This window comes from Paenibacillus dendrobii, assembly GCF_009807035.1.
Lineage (GTDB): Bacteria > Bacillota > Bacilli > Paenibacillales > Paenibacillaceae > Paenibacillus_AQ > Paenibacillus_AQ dendrobii.
In genome coordinates this window covers 179,027-193,545 of sequence record NZ_WUBI01000004.1, presented here as the reverse complement: position 1 = coordinate 193,545, position 14,519 = coordinate 179,027, and the positions used below count along the sequence as shown (strand labels likewise).

Sequence of the window (14,519 nt, the reverse complement as noted above, 5' to 3'; positions counted from 1 at the left end):
ATATTACCTTGTGATTTCATCCATGGTTCAATAATATATTATTGTCAAATTTGGCTATTTATTGTCGTTTTATCACCCTGTGTCCGTTTGACAATCAATTATTTTGGGATGGTGTATTCATGATCGGTCAACGCAACATTGTATTAGCCATTATTTTATCTCTTGTAACCTGCGGACTTTACGGAATCTACTGGTTTATTGTCATGACCAACGAGGTCGGTATTCTAAGTAAAGATTATTCCTTCACAGGCGGAAAGCATTTCCTTTTAACCTTAATTACATGCGGTATTTGGACCTTCATTTGGGCGTACCAGATCGGTCAGCATGTGGCTGAAGCGCAAAGACAGCGCGGACAAGCGGTGTCGGATAATTCCATCCTGTACGTGATCCTCACGTTCTTCGGTTTGTCCATCGTAACTTATGCTCTGGTACAAAACGATGTCAACCAACTCGCTTAATAGGCTTGATCCCAGAAGACACCCTATACTCATGCGGGGTGCCGCTCTGGCCGCCGCAGGGCTGCTCTATCTGAAAGTGTGGCTGCCCGTGACCCACATCCATGTTCCCTGCATCTTTCATGAGCTGACCGGGCTGTATTGTCCGGGATGCGGAATAACGAGGGTTGTCCTCTCACTGCTCAGCCTGGATGTGGTTCAGGCGTTTCGGTATAACCCCTTGGTATTTACCTTGATTCCCCTGTACACGATGTACGGGATTGCCCATAAAAGAAAACGAAAACGAATCGGCAACGCAATCATGGCTGTTATGCTCATCCTGACGCTAGCATTCGGACTGCTGAGGAATCTGCCGACGTTTCATTATTTGGCGCCTACGGAATTGCTGTAGCAAAAAGACCACCCCATCATGGAGTGGTCTTTTCACGTATATATCATCCGAACTCATTATTTTCTTTTGGGTGCAAGCTCAACGGCCTGACGGATCGCTTCCATCATGCTTTTCTCTTCAACGATGCCCTTGCCGGCGATATCAAATGCGGTTCCGTGGTCGACACTGGTCCGTATAATCGGCAATCCAACGGTAATGTTGACACCCGCATCCAGGCCGAGTACCTTCACGGGTCCATGGCCCTGGTCATGATACATGGCAACGACGATATCGAAGTCACCGCGCACGGTACGGAAAAACAAGGTATCAGCCGGCAATGGGCCAACCACGTTGATGCCCTCTTCTTGCGCCTTCTTGACGCCCGGCACAACCTTCTCGTCCTCCTCGCCGTAGCCGAACAGGCCATTCTCGCCTGCATGCGGATTGATGCCGCAGACGGCGATTCTTGGGTTCTCGATGCCTGACTTCGTCAGCGTTTCATGAGCCAGTTGAATGACACGATAGACCCGATCCGGATTAATCATTTTTACCGCATCAATAATGCCCACATGCGTGGTTACATGAATCACTTTGAGGTTCGGGGCGGACAGCATCATCGAAAATTCGCTCGTATTCGTTAAATCTGCCAGAATTTCGGTATGCCCAGGATACTGATGGCCGCCTTTATGCAGCGCCTCTTTGTTCAGGGGAGCCGTGCAAATCGCATCAATCTGCTGTTTTTTTGCCAAATCGATCGCTTTGGCCAAATATTCGAACGCAGCATGTCCCGCTTCGGCGGAAACTTGTCCAATCGGCAAATCGGCACTTAATAAATCCAGGTCCAGACAGTAGACGGTTCCGAACTCGAACGCCAACTGATCCAGTTGGTCATCCGTAATCGTCTTGATCTGTAAATGACTGTTCACATAAGCTTGTGCCCGGCTTAGAATTTTACTGTCACCAATGACTACCGGATTACACAGATCATAAATCTCCTGGTTCTGCAGGCTTTTCAGGATAATTTCCGGTCCGACCCCTGCGCCGTCCCCCATCGTAATCCCAATGATCGGTTTTGCTTGACTCATGTCATTCATCCTCTCCACTCATATATTTCAACACATTCACCAATGAATCTTCGTTTCCGAATCCGCCTGCCTTCGTCACGGTCCAATACATGCTCGTGCCTGCAGCATTCTTTAATTTCCCCAGCGGAAGTCCAACCTCAACCTCGGTATACAGCTGCATCTGATTCATATCAAGCTGGTTGCATACCGCCTTTGCCGTGTCACCCCCGGTTAGGATTAACCCGCGGATATCATCGAAGGAGTTTACGATTTCATGGGCGATTTTCCCAAGCTCTCTCGATATCGCTTCGCTGATATCCGTTTTGCTCAAAGATAGCTCTGTTTCCAGTACCTTGGTTGCCTTTCTATTCTTTTCCGACGCATCCACGAATAATACAAAATGCTTTTTGTCCGATTCATCGGCCAGCGCATCCAACACGTCCTGCACGACATAGGTTTGGCGGATGAGCTCTACCGGGTCAATTTCCACAAAACAAGTTCCCGGCATGGTCCGCACCAGCTCCAGCTGCTGCTTCGTCACATGCGATAAACTCGCTGACACGGTCAATGTCTTGCTGATCGCTAGCTGCTCCTTCGCACGGTCGGAGGCCTTATCCAGCTGAAGGGCATCGGGCAAATATTCGATCAGTCCGGCCGATCCGGCCCAGACGGTTCTTTTCTTCACTCTTGAAAACACATCAGCAATGACGATCAAGTCGTCATCCGTCTTGGCGTCGCAGATAAACCATGTTCGGCCCTCCGCTATATTCGCCGCAATCTCATTCATGAGCTGCTCTGACGGGCCGTTTAACTGTTCTTGTCCGATCAGGCATATCCGGTTCACGTCCACATATTGCTGAAACAGATTCGGAATAAAGCTGTCTCTGACCGGGGTTTTCGGATCCCGTCCGAATTCCGTTTCGGATACCGGCTGACCGTTTACGTATTGATAACCCGCAATCGTTTCGCGGTTCATTTTCGGATAGGCGGGAGCAATGACAACCACCTCCGGTTGATGGACCGAGACGACCGCGGCCAGCTCTGCAGCTACATTGCCTCTTAGCGTAGAGTCCATTTTCTTATATACATGCTCATACCCTTGTCCATGGAAAATAGCACTCGCTTCGGACACCCGATCATAGGCAGCCTGATCGCTGATCCCGCGGCTGTCTGTATCTATAATGGCGACATGGCCGCTATGCTGCACCGGTGCCGCCTTGAAATCAAGGAAGACCGTAGAGGCAATACCGATTTTCGATAACTGCACTCCGGCATCGTTAGCTCCTGTCAAATCATCTGCAATAATGTAAAAATGCTGCATATCTGAACGACTCCCTTATACTTGTGCTTTCCGGCGCTGTGCCCGTTTGGCGAGCCATGTGGTCAGGAGCGGTGTTAAGATGGCTGTTACAATGACGGCCGCAGTCACCTGAAGTGTGGCCGTAGCCGCAATGCTGCTGTAGCCGCTGTACACGGCTGCTACCGCTACAGGCACTGCAGCCGCGTTACCGGCTGTCGACGATGCCGCGATCCCGGCGATGCCGTCGCCGCCAGTCAGACGATCGATCAGGAACAGCACGACGCCCGTAACGACAACGACGCCAATGCCCAAAATAATGCCGGAAGCGCCGGCTTTCACGACGTTGGCAAGGTTAATACTTGCCCCGATCGCCAGCGAGAAGAGCGGAATCATCACGTCCTGGCCTTTACTGAGAAACTCGCGCATTTTCTCGTCCAGGTTACCCAAGATCATGCCGAGCACGAGCGGTACAATCGCAAAGACGAACGCCATAATCGGAAAGCTTGCCAGACCCGCCACGCCCAGAATCAGCATGGTGAAGAACGGACCCGATTCAAGCGACATAATGGAATAGGCGGCAACATCTTCGGCTTTTTTACCGAGCTGGCCCATAAGCGCCATGTACAGCCCGCCGTTCGTATCCGAGAAGGCGGCGATGATGGCCAAAGCGGACAATCCAAGGAACAGGTTGTTCTGATCCGGGAAAATAAGTTTGATTAACAGGGCGATAATAAAGGTGGTACCGATTTTACCCACCCATAGGCTGACGCCCTTTTTCAGAATGTAACCGGTTGCCTGGAAGCGAATCGTCGAACCCAAACAAATATAAAAAGCTGCAAGCAGCGCGGAGGTCCCTGTCAGGAGCCCGCCCGTAAAAGAGCTTTTAAATTCAGGCGTATCAAAGATACCCGGAAAAAACGTACGGATAATGGCACCGATCAACAATGGGATCAACATCATTCCGCCGGGAACTTTGTCTATGGCTGCCTTGATTTTCATAGCTGTCTCATCTCCTGTGTTGTATTTTTCAACAGTATTAAGTAATGATTGCGTTTACGCTCATTATATTAATCGCTTACAAAATAAAATGCAACAGTTTTAGGGCTGTAAAATAGTAACAGACACAAACTGTTGCATTATTAAACACTATTGATGTTGTTTTCAAGGATAAATCGAACTACAGAAGAGAGAACCGCCGTTAGCTTATTTCGTATCACTAATCCTTTAATTTGCGCCATAAGGTGGAGCGATTAATTTGTAACCGTTTTGCGGCTTTGGTCTGATTGAATCCCTCTTCCTCCAGCACCTTTTCAATGATTTTCTTCTCGATCTGCTCCAGGGTTCCTCTCAGAAGCCCGGAGGACGTTCCGCCTGTTTCCATGCCTTTCCGGTTCAGCAAACGCTCGATCAAGGGATGCTCAATGACATACCCCTTTTCCAAGATCACCGCCTCTTGAAGCAGCGCCTTTAATTCGGAGACATTACCCGGCCAACTGTATTCTGCAAGCAGGTTTAAGCCTTTTTCGGTCATTCGAATGGCCGAGGTACCCAGCGTCTGGCTGAAATGGAGCAAAAACGAGGTCACCAGTTCCTTGAGGTCCTCATTCCGATTCGCCAACGCAGGGATATGAATACGGATCATTTCGTCATCATATATCCTATTTTCCCCAAAAGGCTGCTCTTCAGTCATGGCAAAAATAAGGGTTATGCCTCGTTCCTTCAGAGCCTCTATCATCCGCCAATACACTTTTACAGATCCATCCTCCACCCGGTCGAAAGCGTGAATATAGAGGGTCCTAATCTCGGTATCGATCTCTTCCGGACCTAAATCCATAAGATCGGAAGCTTTAACGGACGCATATAAGCCCTCGCCATGATTCTTTTGGACGTGAACATAGCGGGCCAGCATGTCCTTCCCCGTACCCCTTTCGCCGATAAAAACGAACAGATCATATGACAGGCACCGGTTGATCATTGTGAGACATGTATTCATGGCCTCGCTTTGGTGAATGATCAGAGGAGCTGGCTGCATATGTACCTTCACTTTATCCAGGGCGGTCTGATGAATGGGCTGACGGAAAAATTCACACACCAGATAAGCTGTTCCATTAATCATGATCTTGGTTTTTATCACCTTCACGGTTTGTCCGTCCGAGTTGGCAACATGGACTACTTCGCGATTCGCTCCGCCGTCTTCGGGCGTACCCTTTTCAAACCGAATATCCGGTATGGTTCTGGAACTGAAATCCTGCCACTGTTCATAGACAACATCTCCTTGTTCCGACAGAACCATCACATCCTCGGCGGTTGCCTGCAAAATGCCTTTGAACCGGTCGATCTCCTGTCTGCTTTGCGAGAGCCACCGGGAAACCGTCTTAGCTTCCGTAAATGCATCGAAGATGGACTCTCTCCCCGACTGGATCAAAATCCCCAGCAGTCCAAGCCTGGATGCTGTTTCGAAAGTGACCACGTCTCCCATGATCAACTCGTATCCATCCTGCTTGAGTCTTCTCAAAAGAGCTTCCGTTTCATCCTCATCATGGATCGTGAACATATCTATTGGAATGTCGAGCAGGTCAATGATTGCTTTGGCTCCGCCTGTAATGGCAGGGAAGCCCACAATGGCCTTCTTCCGGGGAAAATCATTGGCCAGCGTGAGCACCCGAAGCATGTCGTATCCGGAAACATGGACATCGATCACGGGAATCTCGACTGCTTCACCGATCAGTTTCGCCGTTCCGCCCCGGCTGATGATGACGTCGAAGCCTTCCGCCTCCGCTTGCCTCGCCAGGCTGACGCCCTCCTGCAGGTTCCCGATCCGGATCGTAAGATCTAATTCCTTTTGTTGTTCCCGGCATTCATCTATTAAATTCTCCATTGCTGCGTATGGGGCCACGAATAGAGCTTTGATTGTCATCTTAACCACACCTATATTCCTTATTTTGTAGTTCAGTCATAGCATATTATTCGTAGGTATGCAATTGACGAGCCATTGAACGGCCGAACCGGTGAGACGGGGACAAGTTACTTCATTTTCCATTCCCCGCCGATGTTGAAACCATCCTCTGCGTGTGCAACAATATACGGGAAGGTGTCTAGGCGCCATTCTACGTTTTCTATTTATACCAAACGGAGGTACATAAGCATGAGAACGATTAAACTGGGTACCAGTTCGCTTGAGGTGCCTGTTGTCGCAGTCGGCTGCATGCGCATCGAGTCGCTGGACATCCCGCAAACCGAACGCTTTATCCAGACCGCGATTGAAGAAGGTGCCAATTTCTTTGAGCATGCGGATATTTATGGAGGCGGAAAATCCGAAGAGCGGTTCGCCGAGGCCATCCATATGAGCCCAAGCGTACGCGAGACCATCATTTTGCAATCCAAATGCGGTATCCGGCCCGGTATGTTCGACTTTTCCAAGGAGCATATCTTGAACTCGGTGGATGGTATTCTGAAACGTCTCAAAACCGACTATCTGGATACGCTGCTGCTGCACCGTCCGGATACGCTCGTTGAGCCTGAAGAGGTTGCCGAGGCTTTTGATGTGCTCGAAAGCTCTGGAAAAGTGCGCCATTTCGGCGTTTCCAATCAGAATCCCATGCAAATCCAGCTGCTCCAGAAGTTTGTGAAGCAGCCGATCGTCGCCAACCAGCTTCAGCTCAGCATCACGAACGCCACCATGATCTCCCAAGGCTTCAATGTGAACATGGAGAACGGTTCGGCCGTGAACCGCGACGGCAGCGTGCTCGACTTTTGCAGATTGCATGACATTACCATTCAGCCTTGGTCTCCGTTCCAATATGGATTCTTTGAGGGCGTATTCCTCGGCAACGAGAAATTCCCTGAATTGAATCAAAAAATCGACGAGGTTGCCGCCAAATACGGCGTCAGCAACACGACCATTGCGGTCGCGTGGCTGCTCCGCCATCCGGCCAACATGCAGCCGGTCATCGGTACGATGAATATCGAGCGCCTGAAGGATTGCTGCAAAGCATCCGACATCCGCCTCACGCGTGAAGAATGGTACGATATTTTCCGTTCAGCGGGCAATATTCTTCCATAAACCCTTGCGGAGCTTCTGCAACAACGGATTCAGATGAAAGCGAAAAAGACCCGGAACCAAGCGATCTTTATGATCACTGGCTCCGGGTTTTTTTGACTGAGAAAAGTATTCACTTATTCCTTACTGTACATCCATGATATGCGTAACTTGATTTCTTCCATTTTTCTTGGAGGCGTACATCGCTTGATCGGCTTTTTGCAAGAGGGTCACACCTGTATCCTCAGGGGTAAATGTGGCTATCCCGATACTCACGGTGATGCTTCCCGTCTTCCAAGGAGATCCTACAACAGCGAGGCGCAATCGCTCTGCAGCTTTCTTGGATTGAGGACCGTCTGCATGTGGCAAAATCAGCACGAACTCCTCCCCGCCAAGCCGCGCCACCACATCTCCGTTACGGGCATGGGAGGACAGGATTTTTCCCAGAGTCTCGAGTACGTCGTCCCCCGTCAGATGCCCCCATGTGTCATTCACCTTTTTAAAATAATCAATGTCAATAATAATAAGGGAAAAGGGCTGCTCCGTTTCGCCGTAAAGTTTCATTTGCTCTTCCAACTTCTCTTGAAAATAACGCCGATTCCGAAGTCCGGTCAGTTTATCCGTAATCGACAGTTCAACCAAATTCGCGTTGATCTCCATAAGCTCGGCTTGCTTCCGTTCAATTTCGGTGTGGATTTGCTCCAGCTTCACCAGGGCTTGATCCATCTGCCAGTAATCCATGTGCTTCTTCGCAGAACGCAGCCCCTGTTCATCATCCATTCGCTTTTTCATCTGTACGAGCACGCAGTCGATCATTTCCACACCGTCACTCGTATACCTTCTTCCATTTAAGATAAACGGAATCGACTGTTTGTTGCAGTCCGTTAAGCAGATGAACAGTTCCTCCACTTGTCCGGTCTGATTGATTTGCGGATAGAAACCGGATTGGAAAACCTGCTGATTCTCAGAAGTCATGATTGATTCAAAATGCTTTTGCACCAAATCTTCATATGTATAACCCATCACATTCAGAAAGGTCTGATTGACATCCGTAACGATGCCATCATACGTGATGGAGACGTATCCGCAAGGAGCATATTTTAACCGGTCGTCCATTTCCGAGTACCCTTTCAATGCATATAACATCAGTCCATATTCACTCCAAGAATTTCATTATGGTTCACGAATGATTGCGTTGTAATATCGGAGCTTGCTCCGCTTCTCCTACATCCAACTTTAATGAACTTTCATGTCGTTGCCTAGTGAGTATTGTCATGATTTCTGTCACATGACAAACTTGAAAAAATTGTAAGTTCTGCAGAACATATTCGCCTACGAGGAAACCTGCCTTGTGGCACACTTATAGGATGTGTACATATGCTTTTTAACTCCCCTCAGTTCATCTTTTTTTCTTACCTGTTGTCTTTGGAGGCTATTTTCTCCTTAATTCTTATTTTCCTGTTTATGTTTCTAGAGCATGGCTTGCTGCTTGCTCACTCTTTTTCTACGGATTTTGGAACCCCCGTTACTTACCTCTCATCCTATTATCGATTGCAGTAAATTTTATAATAGGCAGGGTTCTTATTTTATATAAGCACAAAGCATTTCTTATTTTGGGGATTGTTATTAATTTAGGATTTTTAGGATATTTTAAATATCTCGACTTTTTTCTAACGAATATTAACCTCCTGTTTTCAACCGACATACCTCTATTAAACCTAGTACTTCCATTAGCTATCAGCTTCTTTACATTTCAACAGATTTCATATCTGGTTGATTGCTATAAGGGGAAAGTGAATAACTATAATATGATCAACTACACATTATTTATTACTTTTTTCCCTCATCTGATTGCAGGCCCTATCGTTCATCACAGGGTCATGATGCCTCAATTCCAAAGTACTAAGAATCTGAGAATCAATTTTAACAATATCGCATTAGGTGTCTTTATTTTTTCTGTTGGATTATTCAAAAAAGTGATCCTTGCCGATAATTTTTCTACAACCGTGCTGGATGGCATGAACTACTTAGCATCCATCACTTTCTTTGATGCATGGACTGTCATCCTTTCCTACACTTTTCAGCTATACTTCGATTTCAGCGGCTATTCTGATATGGCTATCGGATTGGCGTTATTGTTTAACATCATGTTACCTATCAATTTTAACTCGCCGTATAAAGCAACCAACTTTCAAGAGATGATCTCGCGTTGGCATATTACGTTAACACGTTTCCTATATGAATATGTGTATGTTCCGATGAATCGTTATCAGTCAAAAAAACTTAATAAACTGAGTACGAGTACCATCACTACAATTAATGTCATCATACTTTTCCTCTTAAGTGGAATTTGGCATGGCGCTGGATGGAATTTTATCATTTGGGGTCTACTTGTAGGGGGCGGCGTTGTTATATATCGTTTTTGGAAAAAATTGAATATAAAACTGCCTTCACTCTTGGCATGGGGCATCACATTTGCTTATTTAAACTTAACTCTCGTCTTCTTCAGGATTAGTGAACTGAAACAAGCTCTATGGCTTATCAAAGCAATGCTTGGATGTAATGGTTTTATTTTGCCTGAACAGTTATCTGAATTTTTAAGTCCGCTTTCAACCTTGGGGATACAATTTGAAAGTACGCCCTTAATGAATAAGGTTCGAGCCTTAAATTTCATCATTCTAGGGTTTCTCATTGTTTTAGGGTTTAAGAATACTTCTGAGAAAATGAAAACATTCAGACCCACTTTAATTTACGCCCTTTTTATTGCTATTATTCTAGTCTACTCTATTATAAATTTAACAAAAGTTTCCGAATTCTTATATTTCAAATTCTAAATATTAAGGTGACCGACGATGACTCACAAAAAATGGACGCTGCTAACACTCCTTTTCACAGCTCTTGTCCTGTTAGCAATCGTAACTGTAAATTACGTAGTTGATCCATACGGGATCTATCACTTCTCAGGTAGGAACTATAATGTTCAGAAAAGCAAAAATAGCGATCCCTATCTGTTCAAAACTTTTCAGAGTAGGAAGTATCAGCCTCAAGCTCTCGTATTAGGTACCTCCAGAGCAATGCGATTAAACCCTCCGCTAATTAAATCTTTAACTGGAGATAATACATACAACTTAGGACTTTCTGCCGCTACTCCTTATATCGACTTAAATTACTTGCAATATGTTATTAAGGTCGATCAAAACCTGAAAACGGTTTTCCTTGGGCTGGATTTTGAAGTCTTCGATAATAATTATCCCAACCATGTAAGTTTTAATGAGAAAAGATTGAATTCCTCTTTTTATACCCAAGATTTATTTACAACCTTACTATCTGAAACTGCTCTAAAGGAAAGCCGTAAAGTCGTGATGGATAACTTAAACAAAACAACTGATTTTACAGAGACCAGATATTTAGGTGACGGTAGTTTTGATGAAAACCTTGTATATCCTCCTTATACGAACCAAAATACATTACAGACTCTTCCAACCTCCTTTCAATTATCTGCGAGCAGTATGTTGTACGTAAAAAAGATGAAGGAATTATGCGAACAAAATGGTCTTAAATTATACATATACATTAGTCCCGTTCATGCCATTATTTTAGAAACGTATTGGCAGAACAACTTGTGGGGGAAGTTTGAAGATTGGAAAAGAGAATTAGTAGATATTGCTCCTGTCTGGGACTTTTCGGGATATCATGAGATATCGATGAGTTCTTTACGAAACGAAAAAAACTATAATGACCTTTCCCACTTTTCGAAAAAAGTAGGTAATCTAATACTATATCGAATGCTAAACAAAGAAATGAAACAAGTCCCCTCTTATTTCGGTGTATATATGACTCCTGACAATATAGAGAAGCATCTGACGGATCTAAGATTAAGTAGAGAAAACTGGCCCGAGCGAGATAAAAACATGTCTGAAATTTTAGATAACTACTAAGATTGAGGTCGGTATAGATCCGCGGGTTCGAGCCATCTACCACCTACTTCCGGACCGATCAAATGAAGGATTCGCCTTTCCTGATGACGAATCTGTTCTGTATGATACGAATACTGAATAAAACCACCTTAAAATATCTTGCGGCCGTGCTCTTGTTCTGCGGTGCGCTCTTTGGCTTGAGATCGGCCTGGTCGCAAGTTTTCGAGACAAAGGCGCATCCCCACGCAGCCGGGGGCGTCCTTGATTTGCGCGGCTGGAAATTCAATAATACGTCCACGCTCTCTTTGAATGGCGAGTGGCAGTTCTATCCCGGCGAATTCGTCTCCCGGCAAAATGGGCAACAAGCCGAAAATCAGCCCCGGAAGCTTCAGGTCCCGGGAAACTGGCGGAGTGCGTTTCCCCAAGGATCGGGGGCCAACGGATACGGGACATACCGCCTTCGCATTCTGGTGGATCCTCTGGATCAGCCTGTCGCGATTTGGTTACGGGGAATACAAGCATCATCGACAGTGGAAATCAATGGGCTGGTGCAAAGCCAAGTGGGCAATCCTGCTGCGAACGCCAATGAATATACGCCAAATAATGTTTCTTACACTGCCTCTTATGATCTAAAAGGGACGCAAGAAATCGAGATACTCATTCGCGTCGCCAATTTTGAGAATCGATACACAGGCGGTATGCTGAAATCCCTTCGCATCGGTTCCCAAGCTGCCATAGATTACGTGCGCTGGTACTCCATCGGGTTTCAGCTTGTAGCTTTTATTATCCTGCTGATTCATGGCATCTATGCCCTTATTCTTTACCTGTTCAACCGCCGTGAACGGACGTTGTTCATTGTCGGACTGCTGACGCTTTTCGTCGGAATATCGATTGTCGCCAAACATGACAACCTGCTCATGCTGTGGCTCCCGATCAACTATACATGGGGTGTGAAAATTCAACTGCTTTCTTTGGTGTGGCAAACCTTTTTCATTCTTCTTGTTTTCAGAAGATTCACGTCAGCTCCTTTGAAGAGCATATGGCTCCAGATGTATACCACGGGGATCATCGGTTATACCATCTTTATACTGGCTGCTCCCGTTCCGCTCGTAAATGCGTCAACCACCCTGGGAGCATTCGCCTTAATCAGCGGATTGTCTTTCGTCTGGTTTCTATATGTCGCCGGAACGATGATTTTCAGGAAGCAAGTCGACCCTGACGCCATTTTCCTCCTGCTGTCCGGGGCATGCATCGCTTCCAATTTACTGTGGAGCTTTTGGGATTCTACTCAGGGGGTCACGCATGTCTATTATCCAATCGATATCATTGCGGCCATTGTCTGTTTCTCTGCATACTGGTTCAAGAAATTCTATCGTAACGCCAACGAGAACGCTCAATTGAATGAACAGTTACAACAAGCCAACAAACTGAAGGATCAATTTCTTGCCAATACATCGCATGAGCTGAGAACGCCGCTGCATGGCATCATGAACATTGCGCAGACCGTTGCCGCGAAAGAGAAAAGCAAGCTGGACGAAAGCAGCCTGAGAGATATGGAGCTTCTGATTACCATCAGCCGCCGCATGTCTCTGATGCTTGGAGACCTTCTGGATGTCGCACGGCTCCAGGAACATCGGATCGTACTGCAACAGCGGCCGTTACGGATTCAGTCGGTTGTCCCCGGAGTTATCGGCATGCTCAAATTCATGTCCGCCGGCAAGCCCGTCGAGCTGCGCGTGAATATTGCGGAATCCATGCCTCCCGTATGGGCCGATGAAAAGAGACTCGTGCAAATCTTGCATAACCTGCTGCATAATGCCCTGAAGTTCACGGAAGAAGGGACCATCTCGGTTTCCGCCGAGATGGTGGACGGGCATGCCGTCATTCGCGTCTCCGACACCGGTATCGGCATGGATAAGGATACGCAATCCCGCATTTTTCTCCCTTATGAACAAGGGACTTACGGAATCAGCGATGGAAGAGGCATTGGACTTGGCCTGAGCATATGTAAGCAGTTGGTAGAATTGCACGGAGGTACGCTCAGCGTGAAATCGATGCATGGGCAAGGCTCCGAATTCAGCTTTGTCCTCCCGCTCGCTGACGCCGACTGTACCGATCTGCAGCAAGAATACCTTCCATCGCAAGAAATGGCGTTCATGACGGCAGATCAGTCTGCCGGATTCATTGTACCGGAACCCGCGATAGCCGAAATCGCAGCAACGGACGTGATAACCCCGCTTTTGCAGGAAGGCACGATGCATATCCTTGTGGTCGATGACGACCCTGTGAACCTGAATGTACTTGTCGGCATCCTTTCGACGGAGCCGTACACGATTACAACTGCCCATTCCGCCCGCGAAGCGCTCAAGCTGCTGGGCACGAAGCCATGGGATCTGCTGATTGCCGACGTCATGATGCCGCAGATGTCCGGCTACGAGTTGACGCAGAAAGTCCGGGAGCATTATTCCATATCGGAGCTTCCGATTCTGCTGCTGACCGCGCGCAGCCAGGCTGCCGACATTTACGCCGGATTTTCGGCGGGGGCGAGCGATTATGTAACCAAGCCTGTTGACGCCCTGGAGCTGAAATACCGTATTCGGGCATTAACCGCGATGAAACAGTCCATTCAAGAGCGGCTGCGCATGGAGGCTGCCTATCTGCAGGCGCAGATTCATCCGCATTTTCTGTTCAACACGCTGAATTCCATCATGGCCCTGAGCGAGATTGATACGCAAAAAATGCAGGATCTGGGTGACGCGTTCGCATCGTATTTAAGAATCAGCTTTGATTTTCTGAATACAGGTGAACTGGTGGAGCTGTCCCATGAACTAAAGTTAGCCGAAGCTTATCTGTATATCGAGCAAGAGCGGTTCGAAGACAGATTATCCGTCGTGTGGGAAGTTGAACCGGACATCACCTTGCTTCTACCACCGCTGACGATTCAACCGCTGATCGAGAACGCCGTCCGGCACGGGCTCATGAGCCAGGAAAAGGGCGGTACGGTTCAGATCCGCATTGCCAGCCGAGAAGGCTTCACGCTAGTAGAAGTCGAAGATAACGGCAAGGGTATGGAGCCAGAAAGGGTTATGCAGCTCCTCAGTCCAACCATGAAGGGCAAGGGTGGTATCGGGATCTCCAATACGAACCGTCGGTTGATACAACTGTACGGTCAAGGCTTATCCATCTCCAGTAAACCGGGCCAAGGTACGACTATATCGTTTATCATTCCGGTCAGCCAAACGGCAGATTTGTCTGTTCATTATAGCGCTGGCTAGAAACATACCCTCAACAAAAAAGAGCCCTTATTGGGCTCTTTTTACGTCTGTTTATTGAAATGCAATCCCTTAATCGGTTCAAAACTTGCCGTCCCTTGC

Annotated in this window: 11 protein-coding genes; 6 read left to right on the top strand and 5 right to left on the bottom strand. The window is 47.1% G+C overall.

What is annotated here, in order from left to right:
• Positions 1-119 precede the first annotated feature (119 nt).
• Both GRF59_RS22200 and GRF59_RS22195 read left to right on the top strand, forming a co-directional pair.
• Positions 120-458, top strand: coding sequence for a DUF4234 domain-containing protein (locus GRF59_RS22200; RefSeq protein WP_160499906.1), 339 nt, complete (start codon positions 120-122; stop codon positions 456-458).
• Between the two features lie 31 nt (positions 459-489).
• Positions 490-846 carry a DUF2752 domain-containing protein gene (locus GRF59_RS22195; protein WP_160499905.1) on the top strand — a complete coding sequence of 119 codons (357 nt, stop codon included), beginning with the start codon at positions 490-492 and terminating at the stop codon, positions 844-846.
• Between the two features lie 56 nt (positions 847-902).
• On the opposite strand, the gene pdxA is transcribed toward GRF59_RS22195, so the two are convergent.
• From pdxA to GRF59_RS22175, 4 genes are all read right to left on the bottom strand, one after another.
• A complete protein-coding gene (gene pdxA, locus GRF59_RS22190; protein ID WP_160499904.1) occupies positions 903-1,910 on the bottom strand; it encodes a 4-hydroxythreonine-4-phosphate dehydrogenase PdxA in 1,008 nt (335 codons plus the stop codon).
• 1 nt (position 1,911) lies between these two features.
• Positions 1,912-3,210: a four-carbon acid sugar kinase family protein gene (locus GRF59_RS22185; RefSeq protein ID WP_160499903.1), complete on the bottom strand. Its 1,299-nt coding sequence runs from the start codon at positions 3,208-3,210 to the stop codon at positions 1,912-1,914.
• Between the two features lie 15 nt (positions 3,211-3,225).
• Positions 3,226-4,188 (bottom strand): 2-keto-3-deoxygluconate permease, encoded by a 963-nt coding sequence (locus GRF59_RS22180; protein ID WP_160499902.1) that lies wholly within the window; start codon positions 4,186-4,188, stop codon positions 3,226-3,228.
• A 217-nt stretch (positions 4,189-4,405) separates the two neighbouring features.
• Positions 4,406-6,106: a sigma-54-dependent transcriptional regulator gene (locus tag GRF59_RS22175; protein WP_160499901.1), complete on the bottom strand. Its 1,701-nt coding sequence runs from the start codon at positions 6,104-6,106 to the stop codon at positions 4,406-4,408.
• Positions 6,107-6,334: 228 nt separating this feature from the next.
• Between GRF59_RS22175 and GRF59_RS22170 the strand changes: the two genes are divergently transcribed.
• Complete coding sequence (locus GRF59_RS22170; protein ID WP_160499900.1) at positions 6,335-7,252, top strand: aldo/keto reductase; 918 nt, start codon at positions 6,335-6,337, stop codon at positions 7,250-7,252.
• A 120-nt stretch (positions 7,253-7,372) separates the two neighbouring features.
• Here the strand turns inward: GRF59_RS22170 and GRF59_RS22165 are convergent, their stop codons facing one another.
• Positions 7,373-8,344: a sensor domain-containing diguanylate cyclase gene (locus GRF59_RS22165; RefSeq protein ID WP_160499899.1), complete on the bottom strand. Its 972-nt coding sequence runs from the start codon at positions 8,342-8,344 to the stop codon at positions 7,373-7,375.
• Between the two features lie 692 nt (positions 8,345-9,036).
• Between GRF59_RS22165 and GRF59_RS22160 the strand changes: the two genes are divergently transcribed.
• The 3 genes from GRF59_RS22160 to GRF59_RS22150 all read left to right on the top strand — a co-directional run bounded on the left by GRF59_RS22160 (position 9,037) and on the right by GRF59_RS22150 (position 14,420).
• Positions 9,037-10,062, top strand: a complete 1,026-nt coding sequence (locus tag GRF59_RS22160; protein WP_237391974.1) for an MBOAT family O-acyltransferase — start codon at positions 9,037-9,039, stop codon at positions 10,060-10,062.
• 18 nt (positions 10,063-10,080) lie between these two features.
• Positions 10,081-11,166 carry a hypothetical protein gene (locus tag GRF59_RS22155; RefSeq protein WP_160499898.1) on the top strand — a complete coding sequence of 362 codons (1,086 nt, stop codon included), beginning with the start codon at positions 10,081-10,083 and terminating at the stop codon, positions 11,164-11,166.
• Between the two features lie 101 nt (positions 11,167-11,267).
• Complete coding sequence (locus GRF59_RS22150; RefSeq protein WP_237391973.1) at positions 11,268-14,420, top strand: hybrid sensor histidine kinase/response regulator; 3,153 nt, start codon at positions 11,268-11,270, stop codon at positions 14,418-14,420.
• The last annotated feature ends 99 nt before the right edge of the window (positions 14,421-14,519 follow it).